General features: G+C 68.9%; 18 protein-coding genes and 1 pseudogene. 12 read left to right on the plus strand and 7 right to left on the minus strand.

Features of this window, described 5'->3' with window-relative positions:
- Window positions 1-78 precede the first annotated feature (78 nt).
- The 3 genes from ABZS97_RS37355 to ABZS97_RS37365 all read left to right on the plus strand — a co-directional run bounded on the left by ABZS97_RS37355 (window position 79) and on the right by ABZS97_RS37365 (window position 1,066).
- Window positions 79-342, plus strand: coding sequence for a hypothetical protein (locus ABZS97_RS37355; protein WP_356145417.1), 264 nt, complete (start codon window positions 79-81; stop codon window positions 340-342).
- Between the two features lie 23 nt (window positions 343-365).
- Window positions 366-512 carry a hypothetical protein gene (locus ABZS97_RS37360; protein WP_259294740.1) on the plus strand — a complete coding sequence of 49 codons (147 nt, stop codon included), beginning with the start codon at window positions 366-368 and terminating at the stop codon, window positions 510-512.
- An 86-nt stretch (window positions 513-598) separates the two neighbouring features.
- Entirely contained in the window at window positions 599-1,066 is a 468-nt protein-coding gene (locus ABZS97_RS37365) for a hypothetical protein (protein ID WP_356145419.1), read from the plus strand.
- Window positions 1,067-1,452: 386 nt separating this feature from the next.
- On the opposite strand, the gene ABZS97_RS37370 is transcribed toward ABZS97_RS37365, so the two are convergent.
- On the minus strand, window positions 1,453-2,226 hold the full coding sequence (locus tag ABZS97_RS37370) for an SDR family oxidoreductase (RefSeq protein ID WP_356145421.1): 774 nt from the start codon (window positions 2,224-2,226) through the stop codon (window positions 1,453-1,455).
- Window positions 2,227-2,535: 309 nt separating this feature from the next.
- Window positions 2,536-3,147 carry a response regulator transcription factor gene (locus tag ABZS97_RS37375; RefSeq protein WP_356145423.1) on the minus strand — a complete coding sequence of 204 codons (612 nt, stop codon included), beginning with the start codon at window positions 3,145-3,147 and terminating at the stop codon, window positions 2,536-2,538.
- 507 nt (window positions 3,148-3,654) lie between these two features.
- Here ABZS97_RS37375 and ABZS97_RS37380 point away from each other — a divergent pair.
- The 5 genes from ABZS97_RS37380 to ABZS97_RS37400 all read left to right on the plus strand — a co-directional run bounded on the left by ABZS97_RS37380 (window position 3,655) and on the right by ABZS97_RS37400 (window position 7,890).
- Window positions 3,655-5,199 (plus strand): acyl-CoA carboxylase subunit beta, encoded by a 1,545-nt coding sequence (locus ABZS97_RS37380; RefSeq protein ID WP_356145451.1) that lies wholly within the window; start codon window positions 3,655-3,657, stop codon window positions 5,197-5,199.
- Window positions 5,196-5,426 (plus strand): acyl-CoA carboxylase epsilon subunit, encoded by a 231-nt coding sequence (locus ABZS97_RS37385; RefSeq protein WP_356145426.1) that lies wholly within the window; start codon window positions 5,196-5,198, stop codon window positions 5,424-5,426. Before ABZS97_RS37380 ends, ABZS97_RS37385 begins: the two co-directional genes overlap by 4 nt.
- A gap of 372 nt (window positions 5,427-5,798) precedes the next feature.
- Window positions 5,799-6,722: a zinc-binding dehydrogenase gene (locus ABZS97_RS37390; protein WP_356145427.1), complete on the plus strand. Its 924-nt coding sequence runs from the start codon at window positions 5,799-5,801 to the stop codon at window positions 6,720-6,722.
- A 187-nt stretch (window positions 6,723-6,909) separates the two neighbouring features.
- A complete protein-coding gene (locus tag ABZS97_RS37395) occupies window positions 6,910-7,371 on the plus strand; it encodes a nuclear transport factor 2 family protein (protein WP_356145429.1) in 462 nt (153 codons plus the stop codon).
- A gap of 126 nt (window positions 7,372-7,497) precedes the next feature.
- The gene (locus tag ABZS97_RS37400) at window positions 7,498-7,890 is read left to right on the plus strand and encodes a VOC family protein (RefSeq protein WP_356145432.1); all 393 of its coding nucleotides are present in this window, start codon (window positions 7,498-7,500) and stop codon (window positions 7,888-7,890) included.
- 125 nt (window positions 7,891-8,015) lie between these two features.
- Here ABZS97_RS37400 and ABZS97_RS37405 read toward each other — a convergent pair whose 3' ends face one another.
- Window positions 8,016-8,588, minus strand: a complete 573-nt coding sequence (locus tag ABZS97_RS37405; protein WP_356145435.1) for a dihydrofolate reductase family protein — start codon at window positions 8,586-8,588, stop codon at window positions 8,016-8,018.
- 1,191 nt (window positions 8,589-9,779) lie between these two features.
- Between ABZS97_RS37405 and ABZS97_RS37410 the strand changes: the two genes are divergently transcribed.
- The gene (locus ABZS97_RS37410; protein WP_356145438.1) at window positions 9,780-10,118 is read left to right on the plus strand and encodes a MerR family transcriptional regulator; all 339 of its coding nucleotides are present in this window, start codon (window positions 9,780-9,782) and stop codon (window positions 10,116-10,118) included.
- 1,023 nt (window positions 10,119-11,141) lie between these two features.
- On the opposite strand, the gene ABZS97_RS37415 is transcribed toward ABZS97_RS37410, so the two are convergent.
- Window positions 11,142-11,888 (minus strand): hypothetical protein, encoded by a 747-nt coding sequence (locus ABZS97_RS37415; RefSeq protein ID WP_356145440.1) that lies wholly within the window; start codon window positions 11,886-11,888, stop codon window positions 11,142-11,144.
- A gap of 616 nt (window positions 11,889-12,504) precedes the next feature.
- On the opposite strand from ABZS97_RS37415, the pseudogene ABZS97_RS37420 reads away from it, so the two are divergent.
- Together ABZS97_RS37420 and ABZS97_RS37425 are read left to right on the plus strand one after the other, a co-directional pair.
- Window positions 12,505-13,855, plus strand: a pseudogene (locus ABZS97_RS37420) (4Fe-4S dicluster domain-containing protein); the annotation flags it as partial.
- A gap of 522 nt (window positions 13,856-14,377) precedes the next feature.
- Window positions 14,378-14,971, plus strand: coding sequence for a hypothetical protein (locus ABZS97_RS37425; RefSeq protein WP_356145453.1), 594 nt, complete (start codon window positions 14,378-14,380; stop codon window positions 14,969-14,971).
- A gap of 347 nt (window positions 14,972-15,318) precedes the next feature.
- On the opposite strand, the gene ABZS97_RS37430 is transcribed toward ABZS97_RS37425, so the two are convergent.
- Complete coding sequence (locus ABZS97_RS37430; protein WP_356145443.1) at window positions 15,319-16,605, minus strand: MFS transporter; 1,287 nt, start codon at window positions 16,603-16,605, stop codon at window positions 15,319-15,321.
- On the minus strand, window positions 16,602-17,141 hold the full coding sequence (locus tag ABZS97_RS37435; RefSeq protein WP_356145445.1) for a helix-turn-helix domain-containing protein: 540 nt from the start codon (window positions 17,139-17,141) through the stop codon (window positions 16,602-16,604). Before ABZS97_RS37435 ends, ABZS97_RS37430 begins: the two co-directional genes overlap by 4 nt.
- A gap of 669 nt (window positions 17,142-17,810) precedes the next feature.
- Between ABZS97_RS37435 and ABZS97_RS37440 the strand changes: the two genes are divergently transcribed.
- Window positions 17,811-18,248, plus strand: coding sequence for a pyridoxamine 5'-phosphate oxidase family protein (locus tag ABZS97_RS37440; protein WP_356145447.1), 438 nt, complete (start codon window positions 17,811-17,813; stop codon window positions 18,246-18,248).
- Here the strand turns inward: ABZS97_RS37440 and ABZS97_RS37445 are convergent.
- Complete coding sequence (locus tag ABZS97_RS37445) at window positions 18,230-18,955, minus strand: winged helix-turn-helix domain-containing protein (protein WP_356145449.1); 726 nt, start codon at window positions 18,953-18,955, stop codon at window positions 18,230-18,232. The genes ABZS97_RS37440 and ABZS97_RS37445 overlap by 19 nt on opposite strands.
- Window positions 18,956-19,235: the final 280 nt, after the last annotated feature.

The raw sequence follows: 19,235 nt of genomic DNA on the forward strand, positions 1-19,235 counted from the left end.
GGCTCTTACCCGCGGCCAGACCGGTGACCTCCAGGCTGTACGGGGTGCCGACCGGGGGGCTGGAAGCCGTACAGAGGGGTGAGTGCTCCTGCGGGTAAGCGGTCGCGGCTGATCTACGCAGTCCGCGAGTACCGCGGACGCAAGAACCAGCCCAAGGGCTTCGGCTCGCGGGACTTTCGAGACCTGCTGGTTCGCGCCCGGATCCAGCTGGGTGGTCCGATCGTGCTGGTCTGGGACAATGTCCGCATTCACCTGACCGCAGACTTGCGCGAGTTCTTCGCGGCGAACACCGACTGGCTCACGGTGTTCCAGCACAGCTACCTGCCTACGCCCCGGACCTGAACCCGCAGGAGGGCGTGTGGTCCTTGGTCAAGCACGACCTCGGCAACCTCGCCGCCGCCGACCTGGGGCAGATCACCCGGACCGTGAAACGCAAGCTCAAGATGCTGCAGTATCGGCCCCAGCTGCTCGACGGCTGTCTCACCGGCACCGGCCTGGCCCTCGACGCGTGACCAGCTGGGAACCTGCCACCCACACGCGCGATCAGTAGCATCGCGTCGCCTGGATGAGGTTCCCGCCCGACGAATCGAGTGAGCCCATGAGCGACGACGTTCTCTCTGTCATTCCGACCGACCCGCACTGGCAGCCCGAGCAGGCCGCGGCTGACCGTACTGCGTCGATCGTGGAGGACCTGGCCCCCGGGCTCCCCGGCGGCGTCGACGTCGAGATCGACGTCACCTGGCACGACACACTCACCGTTGTCGACTGTGGTCAGAATCTGCAGAAGATCGGTTGTCCCCACTGCGGCGCGTCGATCGACACCGAGTGGTGGGGCGACCTACTCGAAGCCCACTGCGACGACGGCTTCGCAACCCTCGCCGTGGTGGTCCCCTGCTGCGGCACCGCGACCTCGCTGGACGCACTGGACTACGACTGGCCCTGTGGCTTTGCTCGATTCGAGATCGCCATCTGGAACCCCGAGCGCGCCTGGTTCAGCGACGAGGAACTGAACGCCATCGGGGACGCACTCGGACATCCAGTGCAGCAAATCAGGGCCCACATCTGACACACCTCAGCCCGGGAGGCCCGACATCACGAGTTCAAGTTCAGTAGTGCCACTACCGGGTAGGTCCAAGTCTGGGGGTCAGAGCATCGTGATCCGCCCGGGCGGCGGATCCCAACTCCTTGCCCTGCTCCGCAGGAGCCCGATTCCTCCCCGGCCTGAAGGCCGGGGTTTCCTCGGAGGCATCCGATGAGACACGGCCAAACTGCGCAGACAACGTCCGTGACGAGCGGGACGGTTGCGCACTGCCGGCGGCCGGGCCGGGGCCGGGTGGGGGAGGGCAGCCCGCTGCCGCCCTACGCGCAGGAGGCGGGCAGCGTCCCCGGGAGGGCGACCAGCTGCCACAGCAGCCGGCGGAGCCTTCGGGGTGCAATGCGGAGGTTCACGGTTCAGATTCCCCCGCCGGCGGCTATCAGGCCGCCGTCGACGGTGAGGGTCTGGCCGGTCACCCAGGACGCGTCGTCGGAGGCGAGGTAGGCGACTGCCGCGGCGATGTCCTCGGGGGTGCCGAGCCGACCGAGCGCGTAGCCCGCGGCGACCTGCTCCTCCCGGTCCTCGTAGAGCTTCGAGGCGAAACGGGTCTTGATCACGGCGGGGGCCACCGAGTTGACCCGGATGTGCGGGCCGAGTTCCTGCCCGAGCTGTTCGGTGAGGTGGATGAGGGCGGCCTTGCTCGCGCCGTACGCGCCGATGCCCTCGGCCGCGCGCAGGCCCGCGACGGCTGTCATGTTGACGACCGCGCCGCCGTGCTCACCCATCCACGCCGTGTGGGCCTGGCGCAGCCAGCCGAGGGCGGAGAGCACGTTGACCTCGAAGACCTTGCGGACGGCGTCCTCCTGCAGGCCGAGGACGGGACCGAACACCGGGTTGATCCCGGTGTTGTTGACGAGGACGTCGAGGCGGCCGAAGGTCTGCACGGTGCGTTCCACGGCCTCGGCGCGGTGGGCCGGGTCGTCGGCCTTGCCGGCGACGGCGAGGGCGTGCTGCGGGCCGCCGAGCAGGGTGACCGCCTCGGCGAGGGGCTCGGGGGAGCGGGCCGTGAGGCATACCCGGGCGCCCTCCGCGACCAGCCGTTCGGCGACGGCGAGTCCGATGCCGCGGCTGGCGCCGGTGACGAGGGCGACCCGGCCCTGGAATCGGGCGGGGGAGACAGGGGTGCTCACGGTGGGGTACCTCCAAGGGGGCTGCGTGGGTTCCGTGACCGCCGCCGTCCGTGGCGGCGACGGTCACGGCGGGGACGCAGGGCGGGGCTCAAGGACCTGGGCGGCGCCACCCGTGCGGGGGATGTGACGGGAGGTGCCGCGTGCGGGAATTGTCCCTACCGTGTCCGGTACTTGGCCAAAGCCCCGCCCTGCGTCACCTCGACATTAGAGGGGCGGGGCGGGGCTTGGACATTCTCCCTTGGGGGACTTCGGATGCCACCAAGGGAGTACGGCAGCTGCGGCGCGCACCGGATATCGGCGGGCGTCTGTTCACGACGCCCGGGTGAGTGATCCGCGGTTGGCCAGCAATTCACGCCGGTTCGCAGCGCCGAGCTTGCGCAGGATATTGCTGACATGGTTCTTGACGGTCTGTCGGGCCAGATGAAGTTCGGCCGCTATTTCGTCATTGGAATAGCGGCCCAGGAGCAGTCCGAGTATCTGCTGTTCGCGGGTGGTCATGCCGTGCACGCGCGGCCGCTGCCCCGCGGCGGGCACCGTGTCGGCGTGCTCGCGCAGGTGCCACACGGGCCGGCCCGCCGCGAGGGAGTCCACGGCCCGTACCAGCCGCTCGGGTGTTGCCGAGCGGTGCACGAACCCGTCGGCCCCGCTGGCGAGACAGGCAGCCACCACCGCGGGGTCGTCGGTGCCCGTGAACATCAGCACGGCCGGCGGGCGGGCCAGCCGTTTGGTCTGGCGGCACAGGTGGACCCCGTCGCCGCGGCCCGCCAGGTCCACATCGGTGACCAGCAGGTCGGCGCTCAGGCGCCGCACCAGTTCCAGGGCGCCTGGCCGGCTCTCCGCCTCCTGGGTGTCATCGACCGCGCCGGAGTGCCTCAGCAGTGAGGCCACCGCCGCCCGGGAGATCGGGAACGGGTCCACCACGACCGCAACTCTGTGTCGCGACAGCGAAGACGCCGGGTCAGTGTCTGCCATCGTCTGGCTCTTTCTCCTCGCTCACTCAATGCCTCCGGGAAAGAAGGAAATAGGGGGTGGCCGGCTCCTTCCTGAAGATGTCTGGAACGCGAACCTAGCGCCCCCTGTGGCGCCCGGGGCCGCCCCGTACAACGAGGGGTTCTACGCGTGTTTCGAGAGCTCCGTGCGGATATCTCCTTCGGCTCCCCGGCATACCACCGGGCGAAGTCCCTGAAGAAACAGGACGGTTGTCACCAAAGAATGACCGAATTCGTCCTGTGGCCCGTGTTCTGTTCTCTGCCGCCACTGGCTGCTTAGCGTGGGCGGTCAGCCACCGGCCGGTGCGCAGAAAAGGAGTTCCCGATGGCCAAAGCACCAGACCTCAGCCCGCCGACACGGCCCCTGGACGACACCACTGAAGCGCCCGACAGCAGCGCCCTGGAACTGGAGAACCTCGTCCAGCGGACCGCGCCCTCCATGCACGAACGACTCGACGAACTCGCCGCCCTCCAACGCGAGGTCGCCGACGGCCCCGACCCCTCGGCCACCCAGCGCCAGCACGCCCGCGGCAAACTCACCGTCCGCGAACGCATCGAACTCCTCCTGGACAAGGACTCCTTCACCGAGGTCGAGCCACTGCGCCGCCACCGCGCCACCGGGTTCGGCCTGGAAGCCAAAAGGCCGCACGGCGACGGCGTCGTGACCGGCTGGGGCACCGTCGAGGGCCGCCAGGTGTTCGTGTTCGGGCACGACTTCCGGATCTTCGGCGGCGCACTGGGCGAAGCCCACGCCCAGAAAATCCACAAGATCATGGACATGGCCGAAGCCGCCGGGGCGCCACTGATCGCCCTCAGCGACGGAGCCGGCGCCCGCATCCAGGAGGGCGTGACCGCACTCGCCGGCTACGGCGGCATCTTCACCCGCAACGTCCGCATGTCCGGCGTGATCCCGCAGATCAGCGTCATCCTCGGACCGTGCGCCGGCGGCGCCGCCTACTCGCCCGCCCTCACCGACTTCGTCTTCATGGTGCGCGGCACCGCACAGATGTACATCACCGGCCCCGACGTGGTGCACGCCGTCACCGGCGAACGCGTCAGCCACGACGAACTCGGCGGCGGCGACGTCCACTCGGCCCGCTCCGGCGTCTCCACCTTCCTCCACGACGACGAGGAGTCCTGCCTGGCAGACGTACGCCACCTGCTGTCGATGCTGCCCGCCAACAACCGCGAACTGCCGCCCGAGGAGGACAGCGACGACCCCTGGGACCGCAGCGGCGACGCACTGGTCAACCTCGTACCGGCCAACCCGCACCAGGCCTACGACATGCGCCGCGTCATCGAGGAACTCACCGACGACGGCGACTACTTCGAACTGCACGAACGCTGGGCACCCAACCTCCTGACCGCACTGGCCCGGCTCGGCGGCCAGGTCGTCGGCATCGTCGCCAACCAGCCGATGGCCGGCGCCGGAGCCCTCGACATCGCGGCCTCCGAGAAGGGTGCACGGTTCGTGCAGTTCTGCGACTCCTTCAACATCCCGCTGGTCACCCTCGTCGACGTGCCCGGCTTCCTGCCCGGCACCGACCAGGAACACGACGGCATCATCCGACGCGGCGCCAAACTCCTGTACGCGTACTGCAACGCCACCGTCCCCCGCGTCCAGGTCATCCTGCGCAAGGCCTACGGCGGCGCCTACATCGTCATGGACTCCCGCTCGATCGGCTGCGACCTCTCCTTCGCCTGGCCCACCAACGAAATCGCCGTGATGGGCGCCGAAGGCGCGGCAGGCGTCGTCTTCCGCCGCGAGATCGCCGCCGCCGACAACCCCGACCTCGCCCGCGCCCGCCGCGTCGCCGAATACAAACGAGAACTCATGCACCCCTACTACGCCGCCGAACGCGGCCTGGTCGACGACGTCATCGACCCCCGGCGCACCCGCGAAATGCTCATCAAATCGCTGCGCATGCTGCGCACCAAACACGCCCAGCTGCCCGAGCGCAAGCACGGCAACCAGCCCGTATGAGCACCGAGCAGCAGAACCCGCCACCGCCCGCGGTACGGCTCGTGCGCGGCAACGCCGACGCAGACGAACTCGCCGCGGTGCTCGCCGTACTGCACGCCCTGGCCACCCGCACACCCCCACCGCCCAGCCCCCGGACCGTCCGCCCCCGCCCACGGTGGACCCACCGCACCGGACACCCCGCAGCCGGCACCTGGCGAGCGAACCCACCCACCACACCACGGCCCTGAACCCGGGCAGGCCGGCTGCGCACATGGCCCGTGCACAGCACAGGCCGCAGCGGAACGTACGCGCCGCCCTTCCCGGCCCCGCCACCCGTGTTCCTTAGGAAACACACGCCCCGCACCTCGGTGGCATGTGCCTTGAGCGGCCTCATGGGCAGCTCCTAACGTGTCGAGCACCGGCCGGAAAACAAGCACACCCCACAGGTCCGCCGAAATGCGCCGGTCGAACTCCCGTACACAGGAAGCAATTTCCGGAAAGCGGGAGACGGCCAGGCGCGGCCCGCGGACATGAATACCCCCCGCCACGCCACACCCCTCTTGAGACACGACACAGGAGTCAGCCATGCCCCACACCGTCCGCCCGCAGGAGGCCACCCGATGAAGGCCCTGCTGCCCACCGGCCGACCCGAGGAAATGGTCGAGCTCGGCGAGAGTCAAGAGCCGCAGCCGGCGGCGGACGAAGCCCTGATCGAGGTGAGGGCGTTCTCCGTCAACCGCGGCGAGGTCTTCCAACTTCACGGACCGCTGCGCCCGGGAGGAGGCCGCCCCGGCAAGGACATCGCCGGCGTCGTCGTCCGCGCGGCGGCGGACGGCACCGGACCGGCCGTCGGCCGCCGGGTGGTCGGCCACCCGCCCGCCAACGGCTGGGCCCAGTACGTCGCCGTACCCACCCGCTCCCTCACCGAGATCCCCGACGACCTCTCCTTCGAGTCGGCGGCGGCCCTTCCCCTGGCCGGACTGACCGCACTGCGACTGCTGCGCACCGCGGGATCGGTTACCGGCAAGCGGATCCTGCTCACCGGAGCCTCCGGGGGCGTGGGCCACTACGTCACCGAGCTCGCCATCGGCGAGGGCGCCGAGGTCACCGCGATCACGGCCACCCCCGAACGCGGCAAGCACCTCACCGAGTTCGGCGCGACAGTGGCGCACGACCTCAGCGAGGCCGCCGGCCCCTACGACATCGTCATGGAATCCGTCGGCGGCACCTCCACCCCCCAAAGCCTCGCCCTGCTGAAGGAACGCGGACAGCTCATCTGGTTCGGCCAGGCCTCCCGCCAGCCCGCCCAGCTCAGCTTCTTCGAGTTCTTCAAGGGACCGCGCTCGGCGACCGTGCGCCACTTCCACTACGAGCACTTCGACGAGCCGTTCGGCACCGACCTGGCCCAACTCGTCAGCCTCGTCGCCAAGGACCGGCTGCACCCGCAGATCGGCCGCCTGGAGGACTGGCAGCACACCGCCACCACCCTCAACGACCTGCGCGACCGGAAGATCACCGGCAACGCCGTGCTCAGGGTCGGCTGAAGAGAACACCGCACACCAACCGCACCGCCGGCCGGCACGACGGCGCACCGCTGCTGACCTAAGGCCCCCACCGTGACGGGACGTTCATGGTGGGGGCCGTCATCACGCCGTGAACACGCAATCCCGCATCCGGCGCCGCACCCGTGTGGTGAGGTGGCCTTCCGCGTCCGAGTCCAGGGAGGCCGCCGTGTCCCGAACGCCGCAGGAGATCTTCGAGAGCCACGTGTACGCCGGCGCCGTGACCAGCAACGCCGATGCCCTTGCCGAGAACTTCACCGAGGACGGTGTCCTGGAGGCACCGCTCATGCCGGCCGGCGCCGCCTTCCCCCAGCGGATGGTGGGCCGCGAGGAGATCCGCAGCGTGATGGCGGCCTACTACGAACAGCAGGGGGAGCACGGCCGCGCACCGAACCTGGAGAAGTCCGGATACGTGCTGCACACCACCGCCGACCCCGACGTGTTCATCGCTGAGATCGACACGGTCTTCGACGGAGACGGAGACGGAGACGGTGAGGGGGACGGGGAGGGGGACGGGGACGGGGACGGGGACAAGGGTGACGTGGCCGTCGCGCTGGTACAGATCTTCCGCATCCGCGACGGGAAGATCGCCCACCTGCGTGACTACTTCGCGCCCGAGCTGATGAGCTGAGGACGCCCGAGACACCCGGGGCAAGGGTGGGGGCCGGCCGGGCGAGTACGGGCTACGAGTACGGGCTCGGGCGGTCAGATGGGGGACGGCTGGCCTGTCGGCAGCGGAAGCGGGCAGCAGCGCCGCATGAAGCCCCAGCCGCGTTTCACGTTGGCCGCGACCACTCTTGATGCACCGGACCCCCATGAACTGGCGCGGTTCTATCAGGGTCTGCTCGGGTGGCCGGTGCGGAAGGAAGAACCGGGCTGGGTTGAGATCGCGGCGCCGGACGGCAGTGCCGGACTGTCGTTCCAGAGGGAGCCGCTCTTCACTCGCCCGCAGTGGCCTTCCACACGGTCGGAGCAGCAGTTGATGATGCATCTGGACATCGAGGTGGACGAGCTTGCAGCAGCCGTCGAGCATGCGCTTGCTCTGGGGGCAACCGTGGCGGACTTCCAACCTCAGGCCGACGTACGCGTCCTGTGCGACCCGGCCGGCCACCCGTTCTGCCTGTTTGTGCGCACCGGCCTGAGCGCCTGAGGAGCTGGTGAACTGAGGCTTGTGCAACTTGAAGTTGATGGTCACAGGGTTGGTGCGGATCGTTGATCGCGTACTCGTGCTGGTTACGGACGATTGCCCACGCTCAAGATCGTCTGCCCGCGCGCTCAGCGACGGACGCGGTAGCGGATGTGGGTGGCCTGCGGAGTGTCGATCACCCGGACGATCTCCAACTCGATCTCTGACGGCAACACGTCGAACAGGCGACGGCCACGCCCGAGAAGCACCGGGATCTGATGGATCTGCACCTCATCCAGCACCCCGGCCTCGAGCGCCCGCTGCGCCGTGTACGCGCCACGCACCTGCACAGCTTTGCCTCCGGCTGCGGCCTTGGCCTGTGCCATTGCGCTCTCGATCCCATCGGTCACGTACGTCACCAGGGGATAGCCCCAGCGGGCGGCCGGGCCGGGCGGGCGGTGGCTGGGCACAAAGATCGGGAGACCGCCGTGATCACCACCCCAGTGATCCATGAGTTCGGCAGTCCGCCGTCCCGCGAGCACCGCACCGGCCGCATTCCATTCGTCCTGGAATTGCGCAGCCGGGCCGGACGGCCGGCCGGTCTCCCCGTCAGGGTCGGCCCACTTATGCAGCCGCTCGCCGTCGTCGCCGCCGAGGAAATCGTCGGTGTCGGCGATGTACCCGTCGAGTGACACCGACATGTCGAGCACTGATCTGGACACTTCGACCTCCTGTGGTCTTCCTCCGGACTGGTTTCACTGCGTGCAGACCTGGCGTGGCGGCATTACTCATCGGTCTGCCAGACGATCTTCACCACAGGCGCCCGCCCGCGACCAGCCCAGGAGACGGTCACCCACCGAGACCAGCCCCGATGACCAGCTGTTTTCAAGATGCACATCGCTCAGTGGTGAGTCTGCGGTGGCTGATGAGGGCTGCGGCATGGCGACGAAGGTGAGGAAGTGCTCGGCCTTGCGCTCGTAGCGGCGGTGCAGGCGACGGCATGGCGCCGGCCAGTGCGCCGAACTCTTCCGCGGGTGCAGACCCTGCCGCCTCCTGAGTCACCACGCTTCTGTCCCACCCGCCTGCCCAGCGCAGCCCGTCTCACCGCATCGTTGTTCGAAGTCGATTACCCCACCGGCAGACGCGCGAAAATCTATGTTGGCTGGAGTAGACATTGGGTCGTGGTCTGGTTATGGTTTCTCTCGTAGCCGAGATCAACGGGGCCTGGCAGAGACGAACTGCCGGCCAGCAGTACCTGTAGTCGCAGTGCGCAGGACGGTGCGGTGGTGGAGTTGCGAAGCCAGGGATGTTGCAGGACGGCGACGGGACTGACGACCGGACCGGGTGACCCGCAGTGATCAGGGGCCGCCGTGAGCAAGACCGCAGTTGACGCAGTGGCATTACCCGCAAGTGCAGTTCGCAGTACCCAGCAGTGAAGTCAGTGAGCAGCACCTCGGTGAAGGCGTCGGCTGCGGACGCGCGCACCGGGAAGTTCGGCAGTGGGGTTCTAAGCCAGAGCAGACGCAGGACGGGCGACGGGGCTGGCTGCCGAAGAGTGGCGCTGTCGCAGGCCACGGAGCGGTTCGCATCACCAGCAGTACGCAGTACAGCAGTACCAGCAGTACGCAGTCCCCCGTTGGTAAGTAGTTGAACACCGAGGGAAGAACGGAGGAGCCGAGCGCCATCAGGATCGCCCGGGCGGAAGTCTTGAGCCCGGGTACCGCAGGACATCGATAGTGAGGTGGTCTTCGGTCAAGCAACCGCGATCCCCGCATCCCCGACAGCATCCAGGTCGGGTCTGCGGAAACAGCAGGCCGGCGCAGTACCAGGGCCGGCAGATGGTGTAGCAGTTCCTTCGGGGCCCTGGCGCCAATGGCGCCAGGGCCCCTCCACGCGTTCCACAGAGAGGTGCGATGACAGCAGACGACTCGTACGACCGTCTCGATGACGACGACTACCCCGCCTACACCATGGGCCGGGCCGCCGAAGCGCTCGGCACCACCCAGGGCTTCCTCCGCGCCATCGGCGAAGCCCGCCTCATCACCCCGCTCCGCTCCGAAGGCGGCCACCGCCGCTACTCCCGCTACCAACTGCGCATCGCCGCCCGCGCCCGGGAACTCGTCGACCAGGGCACCCCCATCGAGGCCGCCTGCCGCATCGTCATCCTCGAAGACCAACTCGAAGAAGCCCAGCGCATCAACGCCGAATACCGCCGCGCCGCCGAATCACCGAACCCAACGTCCGCGGCCTGACACGGCCAAGACCTCCACCTCACCCAGGAGCTTCACAGCCGCCGCCCACGCATGCTGCCCGGCACGCTTACGTTCCGGGCAACGTCGTTTTTTGCGGTGGCTTTGTCATTGACTCCTCCTCCTCGTAAACGACTCCGTTGGGAAAGTCGTGATTCGAGCGGGGCTGTGTCGTTGGTCCTGCTATGGCTGTGGTCGTTGGCGGGGTGGTGGGGCGGGATGTCGTTGGAGTCGCGGTCGGATGATGGGGTGCCTGAGCTGACGGCTCGGGTGGTGCGGGCCGTCGTTTACGAGGAGGAGGAGTCAACATCCGGCTCGTCATGCGCACGGTCATGGACTGGCTGGCCATCGTGTTCGCAGCAAGGCGAGAACAGCAGGGTAGCCTTGGCGACCTGTGCTCTGACGTCATCACGCATCCGCCGCGCGGCTGCCCGTTGCCGCCGGGCATCGTCCTGCATCGTCTGAGCCTGCCGGAGTACGTCCACGAGCCACTCCGGGATCTCTTGTGTCGTCCTTCTCATCGTCACGGCTCCCGGCTCCGTCCTGGATACGGTCAGAATCCGGCAAGGCACGTCCAGGCGACAGGGGCCGTTGGGTCTGCCGATTCAGCGTTCGGGCCAGACTCATCGGCTGTGGCCTGGCCGGTCGACAGCACATGACCGACATGATCCTGGGGAGGCGCTCCTCATGGATGCGCAACAGCAACGATCACTGTCCTGCGAACTGTCTGAAACCGCTCGTGAACTGCGATGGACGGCGCAAGCCCTCATCGAGGAGAGTCGCGGACTATGCAAGACCAGCCGCCGGCTCACCAGTCGGAACGGTCAACTCCGCCGACGCCACAACCTCGTGCAAGGGGCACGCCGACCTTCGGACTGAGCGCCAGCCCAGCTCAGCGGTTCTGACGAGACAGCGCGGGAAGGGGCAGCAATTCAATCAGAGTGGCCACTGCACGGAAGTTGAGCCAGAACCCCGCCCGGTTCTGGCCGGTGCCGGTGCCGGTGCCGGTACCGGCCAGGGGGGCGGTCAGGGCCGCCTGGAGCCGTGATGGCCGTTGTGCTCGTCGCAGAACTTGTCCGGGAACTGGGCGACGATGCCCCTGGCGAGGACGTCAGCCAGCATCATCATGTGGTCGTTGGCCTTGTCGAAGTGCTTGACGGCGTTGGTGTAGCGGCCCTTGAGCAGGTCGGTGGCGTACACGACGGTTTGGTCGATGTGCTGGCTGAGCATCGGCTCGGTGACCGAGCGGGGCCAGTTCTTCGGATTCGCGTCGGACAGGAAGTCGGCGATGTCCTTGGCGTTCGCGTACCAGTCGTCGAGTGCCTTCTTCAGAGCGGGCTGGTCTCCGGCCTGCGCGGCCTGGAGGACGGGAACAGCCTGCTCGATGTGCGTGGTCAGCAGTGCGGTCAGCTGGTCTCCGGCAGCCTGTCCGTAGTAGGGGACGATCGCGGCACCGATGTCGCGCTGGTTGCGCAGGAGCCGGTCGAGGGCGGGATGGAGCTCGGGCTGGTTGTGGAAGAACGCGTCGACCGTGGTGTACGTCCACTGCATGTGGTCCGACCACAGGTCGTGCATCTCGGTGTAGAGGCCGATCACCTTCTCGTTCTGACCGGGCTTCACGGGCCCGGAATGGCTGCTTGCAGCCGCACCGGCCGCCAGGCCCGGGCCGGCCGCCGAGGCCACGCCGGCGCACGGGATGAGGAGCGTTGCCGCGACAGCCAGGCCCGCCACACTGGGCGCGAGGATCTTCCTCCGCCGTGGAATCTTGAACACAGGCTCTTCCTTTCACAGTGCGTCGCAGCCGCGACGGCTCATGGGGGAGTGGGAGACGGGGCGGCGCGCTGCGCCTGGTGGCGGGGCCATCGCCTCACAGGAGGCGGCCGCCGACCCGGCAGTGTGCGAGCCCTCACAACCCGCCACCCTGCTCCCATGGCGCGCACAGAGCCCGCGCCGCCCTGGTGGCACAGAGAGATCTCCACCCGAAGGGACGACGCGGGTGAGTCCAGGCGGCCGAGGCTGTTCTCGACCCCGCTCCCGCGATGACCTGTCGGGTGTCGGGTACGTCATCGTCCCGGGCCAGCCCTGACCCACACGCGCAGGCGTCGACTGTGTAGGCCTGCACCCGTGCGAGGTCACCTGTGGCGATCACCTCGACGAGTTCGGCGAAATCGATGGCGGGTTACCCGCGATTCGTAGCGCCGGCAGACGTTGCCGAAGGTGTCCTCGGTGTCGATGACAAGGCGGTTGACGAGGTGGGGGACGGCCTGAGTCATGGCTCCTTCTCATGTCTGGACGGGGACGGGCGAGGGTGCCGGTCGTTTGGGGTCAGGCCGCGTCGAGCAGGATCCGCGCCATCTCGTCGGGGCGCTCCAGCGCGGAGAAGTGACCGATGTTCGGCGAGCGGCTGGTGGCTGCCTTCGGTGAGGTCAAGGCCCTGTTCGACCCGGACAACCTGATGAACCCGGGCAAGTCGTCGATCCCAACCCGGTCGACGGGCAGCTGCGGCTCGGTCCCCGCTGGCGGCCGACGTCCGGGATCACGACGCCCTTCGGCTACCCGGAGGACGACCACTCCTTCACCCGCGCGGCGATGCGCTGTGTGGGCATCGGCAACTGCCGCAGCCAGCAGGGCGGCGTCATGTGCCCCTCCTACCGGGCCACGAAGGAGGAGGAGCACTCCACCCGCGGGCGCGCGCGGCTGCTGTTCGAGATGCTCGACGGGCACGCGGACACCCCCGTCGCCGGCGGCTGGCGTTCCACCGAGGTCCGTGACGCCCTCGACCTGTGCCTGGCCTGCAAGGGCTGCAAGTCCGACTGCCCCACGGGCGTCGACATGGCGACGTACAAAGCCGAGTTCCTGGCCCACCACTACGAGGGCCGGCTGCGTCCCGCGGCGCACTACTCCATGGGCTGGCTGCCCCTGGGGCCCGCCTCGCGCGCCTTGTCCCCGCTCTCGTCAACAGCGTGCTGCAGGCTCCCGGGCTGGCCCGCGCCGGCAAGCGGCTGGCAGGCGTGGCCGAGGCCCGCCAGGCACCGGCATTCGCCCCGCAGTCGTTCCTGCAGCGGTGGCAGGCCCGTGCCGCAGACGAACCCGATCCGGGCGATCCGCGCACCGTGGTGCTGTGGCCGGACACGTTCAGCACCTACTTCCACCCCTCGATCGTCATCTCGGCGGTCCGGGTCCTGGAGGACGCCGGATTCCGCGTCGCCGTGCCCACGCAGGCCGTGTGCTGCGGCCTGACCTGGATCTCCACCGGACAGCTGAGCGTCGCGAAGAGAGTGCTGCGCCGCACGCTCGACGTCCTGCGGCCCTACACCGAGGCGGGCACGCCGGTCATCGGGCTCGAACCCTCCTGCACGGCCGTGTTCCGCGCCGACGCGCCCGAGCTGATGCCCGACGACCAGGACGTGCAGCGGCTGGCCGGCCAGTTCCGCACCTTCGCCGAACATCTCGTCGGGCACGCGCCCGAAGGCTGGCAGCCGCCCGCGCCGGCCCGCCAGGCTCTCGTGCAGACCCACTGCCACCAGCACGCGATCATGAAGAACGACGCCGACCGGGAACTGATGCGCCGCGCCCACCTCGACGCCGACGTGCTGGACGAGGGCTGCTGCGGACTGGCCGGGAACTTCGGCTTCGAACGCGGCCACCACGACGTCTCCATGGCCGTCGCGGAACAGAGCGTCCTGCCGGCGGTCCGCGCGGCCGCCCCCGACAGCCTGCTCCTGGCCGACGGCTTCACACACCCGTTCCTGGCAGGCCGTCATCGCCCGTCACCGCGTTCTGTCACTGGCCGGCGGCCTCACTCTCGCGGCCGGCGCGGCCGCAGCCGCGCTGAGCAAGCGGGGCTGTCCCTCCTCCATCTCGCAGGCAGGTCTCCATGAGTGAACAGAACAGTGAACGGCCCCACGCCCCCTCGGGTTCACCCGCTCTGCGGGATCACGCCGGCCGCATCGTCGCCGCAGTGGGTGGCCTGCCCTTGACCCAAGCCGACAGCATTATTCGCGACATCTCCGCGCGCACCCCTATCAAAGAGCGGCCTGTTGCTCAGCTCATTGTCGACTGGGCGACCTCGGGGCGCCTGCCCGCAGACCTTCACAGCGAACTGCGCAGACAACTCGATGGGCGGCGAGGGGGCAGACGACAACCTCACGTCGTGACCACAGAGCCGACCAATCGAACGCACCCACCTGTTCCAGCTCGCCAAGCCCACCGCGGGCAGGCCCCGCCGCACAGCGACGCGTCCGCATCCGGTCCGCCCGGGACTGCGCGACCTGCACCGGATCCTCGAACACACCCCCGCCCTTGTGCTGGGGCGGCGACTGGACATACTCGCGTCCAACCGGATGGCCCGTGCGCTGCTCACCGACTTCGACGCACTGCCGCACCGCGAGCGGAACCTGGTGCGGTTCATGTTCTGCGACGAGAGCGCCCGCTCGCTGTATGCCCACTGGGACACCGACGCCCAGGACATCGTCGCCTCGCTCCGGCGTGACGCCGGACGCCATCCCCACGATCCGCTGCTGGCCGAACTCGTCGGCGAACTCTCCATCACGGATGAGGACTTCCGCCGCTGGTGGGCCGACCAGAACGTGTACCGGCACACGCATGGCAGCAAACACTTCCACCACCCGATCGTCGGCCCGCTCACCCTCAATTGCGAGTCCCTCACCCTGCCCGCCGACCCGGACCAGCGGCTGAGCGTCTACACCGCCGAGGCAGGCTCCAGCTCCGAAGAAGCGCTTGGGCTGCTGGCCGCGTGGATACAGCTGCCCGAGACCGCGCAGGGGCAGCACGCAGAGCATGAGACGCCCGCCGGTCCGCGAGGAGCGGCCGGCCAAAGTAGCTACGTCCCATGAGCCAGGATGGCCGGCGTTATGGAACACCGGCAGACACACCGGCAGACCTTGCGCGGCACGCCAGGTGGTGAGTGCGGGCCCGATCAGCGCGCATCGGAGACGTCGCTGGGATACGGGCGGTGTCGCGTCATGTTTCGGCAGTACCGTCGGGCAGGCGGCGCCTTCCCAGGCCGTAAACGAGGTCAGCCGGGGGCGCGTTGGGATCAGACGGGAGCGAACGGAACGAAACGGGTTGCCGAACGACGACACGAAATCCCTTGCCCCGCAATGAGACACGTCTGCCCTGAGGGCCCCGTCCCGGCTCGGTCCGCGAATCGACGCCAAACAACCACAGCGAAAAACGCTTCTTAAAGGGCGCCCTTCTGCGCGGGATCGAGGGGTGCCGAGTGTGCTGGGGCATCGGTCGGTGCGGCGGCCTGCAGTGCCGCCTGGACCCGGCGGTTGCTGGTCATGGTCGACGTGACGGCGGTCATGGTGAGCAGGAGGCCGGCGGCGGTGTAGAGCGGGGTGCGCACGTCGTAGGTGGTGGCCAGCCAGCCGCCGAGGAAGGCGCCGAACGGGGCGGCGCACATGGCGAGCATGCGGGAGGTGGAGGCGACCCGGCCCATCAGGTGGGCGGGGACGATCGACTGCCGCAGGGAGGGGCCGAGCACCATGGTGGCGCCCATGCCCGCTCCGCACACGGCGAGCGCCAGCCCGGCAATGTACGGGTTGGGGGCGGCGGCAAGGCCCAGGATGGCAAGCCCTTCGACTGCGGCCGTGCAGGTCAATGCGGTGCCGGTGCCCAGTCGCCGGCCCAGGAAGGAGGCGACGGCCGCGCCGAGCAGACCGCCGGTGGCCTCCGCCGTGAGGAGCAGGCCGAAGCCGTAGGTGTCGATGCCGAGGCGGTCGTGCGCGAAGAGGGCGAGGACGGTCTCCACGGCGAGGAAGGCGATGTTCCCGACCGCCGGACGCAGCGCGAGCCCGAGCAGCAGCCGGTCGCGGAAGACGTACGAGGCACCATCCCGCGCCTGCCGCAGCAGAGACTCGCGAACCTGAGGCACGGGCCGGGGCGTGGCGGGAAGCGACCGTACGAGCAGTGCGGAGATGGCGAACGACACCGCGTCGGCGAGCAGCGGCACTGCCCGCCCGAGCGTGAGCAGGGCGCTGCCCGCGGGCGGCCCCGCGAAGCCGGACGCGGCGGTCTGGGCGCCGCGCAGGCGGGAGTTGGCGCGCTCCAGCAGTGCGGGATCGCGGCCGAGCAGATCCGGCAGATAGGCCGTGGCGGCCGTGTCGAAGAAGAGTCCGCCGAGGCCGAGCAGGAAGGCGACACCCGCGAGCAGCGCAATGCTCAGCACGTCGAGCACGGCCGCTGCCGCCGGTATCGCGAGCAGCACCGCACGCGCCGCATCCGCGACCCACATCGTGCGCCGGCGGTCCCAGCGGTCCACCAGCGCACCGCCGAGCAGCCCGAACAGCAGCCACGGCAGCGTCCCGGCCGCCGTGACGACGGCGAGCGCCATCGGATCCCGCGTCAACGTCAACGCGATCAGCGGCAGCGCGGCATGCGACACCCCGTCGCCGAGCGAGGACACCGTCTGCGCGGTCCACAGCCGTCCGAACCCGGCCGGCAACTTCCCGATGCCTGAGGTCACTTGGCGTCCCCCTCGGCCTGCTCGCCCGATGCGGGGTGGAACAGTGCGAAGACCAGCGACGCATCCGGCAGCGACGGATCGGACAGCTCCCGGTACTCGTCCGCCAGCGCCTGCAGTCGCACCCCCAGCTGCGCGAACTGCTCGTCGGTGAGCCGCAGATGCGCCATCCGTACGTGCCGCTCGCCCTCCGCCGGCGCCGCCTCCAGGTCCGCCACCGCATGCCGCATCAGCACATCCGGCCCTCCCTCGCCCGGATCGGGCAGCTCGATCGACCGCGCGGCCATCGCGTAGTACCGCTCGGTGACCCCCCGCACCTTCCGCGTCCGCACCACCTTGACCAGTCCGGCCCGCTCCAGCAGCCGCACGTGATAGCTGGAACTCCCCTTCGCAAGGCCCACCCGCGCGGCGATCTGCGTAATCGTCGCCGGCTCGAAGCGGAGCACGGCCATGATCCGGTGACGGGTGAGATTGGAGACGGCGCGCAGCTGCTCGTCCGTGGTGACGTGAAACGTCTCGGGAAGATCATCGGTAGGCATGCCCCCAATGGTCAACGTTTCTTGACCATTAGGCAAGGGGTTTGACCCGGGCTCCCGAAATCGCCTGCCCGGCACGTGGCATCGGCTTCACCGCGCTGCACCGCGGCGCCGTCGAGGCTCGCGCGAGGGGCCCGCCCCGGGCCAAGACGGGAGGGGCCCTGGCCGGAGGAAGCCGGCCGCTCCGGCGGAAGGGAGTCGTTCATGGACGAGCAGGGTGAGTACGTCGGCGTCGTTGTGCCCGGCGCGGGCGCCAGCGGATACGTCACCGGTGTTGTTGGTTCATGCGGCCCTCGCTGGTGTCGTCGGGCATCCCCGCGATGAGGTCGGCAGTCCTGCCTGTGAGGTCGTTGTCGTCCGTGCCGACCTGCAAAGAGGGCAGGCCGTCTCGATAGCCGCCGCTGACCGCGAAGGCGGGCGGCCTCGAATCGGCGGGCGGGGCGGCTGGCTGTGACGTTGTCCAGCGGCCCGGCGTGACGTCTTCCAGCGGCCCCAGTAGATGAAGATCCTGTGCCTCCTGGACGTCTTCAAGTGGCCCCGGGGGTCGGCTTGCGCTGGGACCACTTGAGGGGTTCTGCGGGCTCTTCTCCAGGGGGCTCGGGGCGTCTGAGGCTTTGGTCGTAGGTCGTAGGTCGGTGGTGAAGTGATCGGCGGAACCGGAAGATTGGCGATGTGGAGTCTTCTGGTTTTGATGTGGACGCCTTCCTGCAGCAGCCGCTCACCGCTCGTATCGCGACGAGCGGGCCGACAGTGCGTCCTGTCTGGTTTCTCTGGGAAGAAGGAGCCTTCTGGACCTTGACGGGCCCATGGGCCCGGCTGTTCGACCGGGTGAAACGTGACCCCAACGTCGCCCTCGTGGTGGACGAGTGCGATCTTGCGACGGGGCGTGTCCGGCAGGTGACCGCTCGGGGCCAGGCCGAGCTTGTACCCTTCGATGTGCCGCGGGGGCGGCGCAAGCTTGTCCGCTATCTGGGAGCGGACGAGGCTTTGTGGGACGAGCGGTTCGTGCACTACCTGCACGATGATCCGGGCGAACGAGGCACGATGTGGCTGCGTTTGATGCCTGCCTCGCTCACCGCGACGGACCTCAGTTACTCCGTGGCGTCGTGACCCTCGGGCTGTGCCAGGCGGTAGCCCAGGGGTGTTGCGACGTGCTTGACGGCCTGCCCCGTGCGCAGGGTACGGATCAGACCGGCGCGCCGTAGCACTGCGGCGTGCCGGCTGGCTGCGGCGTCCGAGACGCCGAGCAGTGAGGCCAGTTGCCGTCCGGTCGCTCCTCCGGACGTGACGATCGCCTTGAGGGTTTCGGCTCTGCCGGCTCCCAGCAGGGACCGGAGCGCTGCCAGGTGGCCCGGTTCGGTCCGTGGAGGAGCGCCGGTGGGGAGCCGGACGGTCAGGTGGTCGTCGGCGGGCTCGGCAAGAGTCACCCGCCGGCTGAGGGCTACTGCCTGGATCCGAAGCGGACGCTCGCCGAGTTCCAGGTCCGCGTCGAAGGCTATCGGCACCTCCAGGACGCTGCGGCGGAGCCTGATTCCGTGTCCGAGCCGGTGGAGCATCACCGAGGCTCCCCTACTGACGCACGTGTGTGACAGGTTCGTCATACGGGCTGCGACCGCCGAGCAGATGTCCGCGCGGCGCGGTTCGATGGCGTCGCTGCGCAACCGGCCGATGCGCTTGGCCAGAACGCTGTGGGCCCGATCGTCTCCTTCGGCGAGGGCTTTGGTGAACGGCGTGGGCCCGCGGCGGGCGAACAGGTGAGAGAGGTACAGGTCGCTGATGCCCGCGGCGAGATCAGGCGCGATACCTCGCGAGTACAACTGCGTCAGTAGCGGCAGATCCGGTCGATGATCCGGTCGGCGGTCTTGGTCCACTTGAACGGCCGCGCGGTGTCGTTCAGAGGCGACTACGCATCTCGAAACTGGCTCACTAGCTTCAACTGGTCGGCAGCGCGACAGCCTCGGGCACCGGGTATACGATGTAAACGTCAGGAGTAAAGAGATGTCACGGCGAAGTACTGCGGGCGCGGCTCCTGGCTCACCTCGGGACATCAGCATGGTCATCACACGACGGGCCGCAGTCGCAACGACCGCTGCCGCT

This window comes from Streptomyces sp. NPDC005485 (assembly GCF_040606085.1).
Lineage (GTDB): Bacteria > Actinomycetota > Actinomycetes > Streptomycetales > Streptomycetaceae > Streptomyces.

What these genes read in the sequence shown, in the direction of transcription:
- ABZS97_RS37410 (WP_356145438.1), top strand. Translation starts at nt 9,780, where the DNA reads ATGACAGCAGACGACTCGTACGACCGTCTCGATGACGACGACTACCCC.
- ABZS97_RS37435 (WP_356145445.1), bottom strand. Translation starts at nt 17,141, where the DNA reads ATGCCTACCGATGATCTTCCCGAGACGTTTCACGTCACCACGGACGAG.
- ABZS97_RS37385 (WP_356145426.1), top strand. Translation starts at nt 5,196, where the DNA reads ATGAGCACCGAGCAGCAGAACCCGCCACCGCCCGCGGTACGGCTCGTG.
- ABZS97_RS37365 (WP_356145419.1), top strand. Translation starts at nt 599, where the DNA reads ATGAGCGACGACGTTCTCTCTGTCATTCCGACCGACCCGCACTGGCAG.
- ABZS97_RS37400 (WP_356145432.1), top strand. Translation starts at nt 7,498, where the DNA reads ATGAAGCCCCAGCCGCGTTTCACGTTGGCCGCGACCACTCTTGATGCA.
- ABZS97_RS37380 (WP_356145451.1), top strand. Translation starts at nt 3,655, where the DNA reads ATGCACGAACGACTCGACGAACTCGCCGCCCTCCAACGCGAGGTCGCC.
- ABZS97_RS37390 (WP_356145427.1), top strand. Translation starts at nt 5,799, where the DNA reads ATGAAGGCCCTGCTGCCCACCGGCCGACCCGAGGAAATGGTCGAGCTC.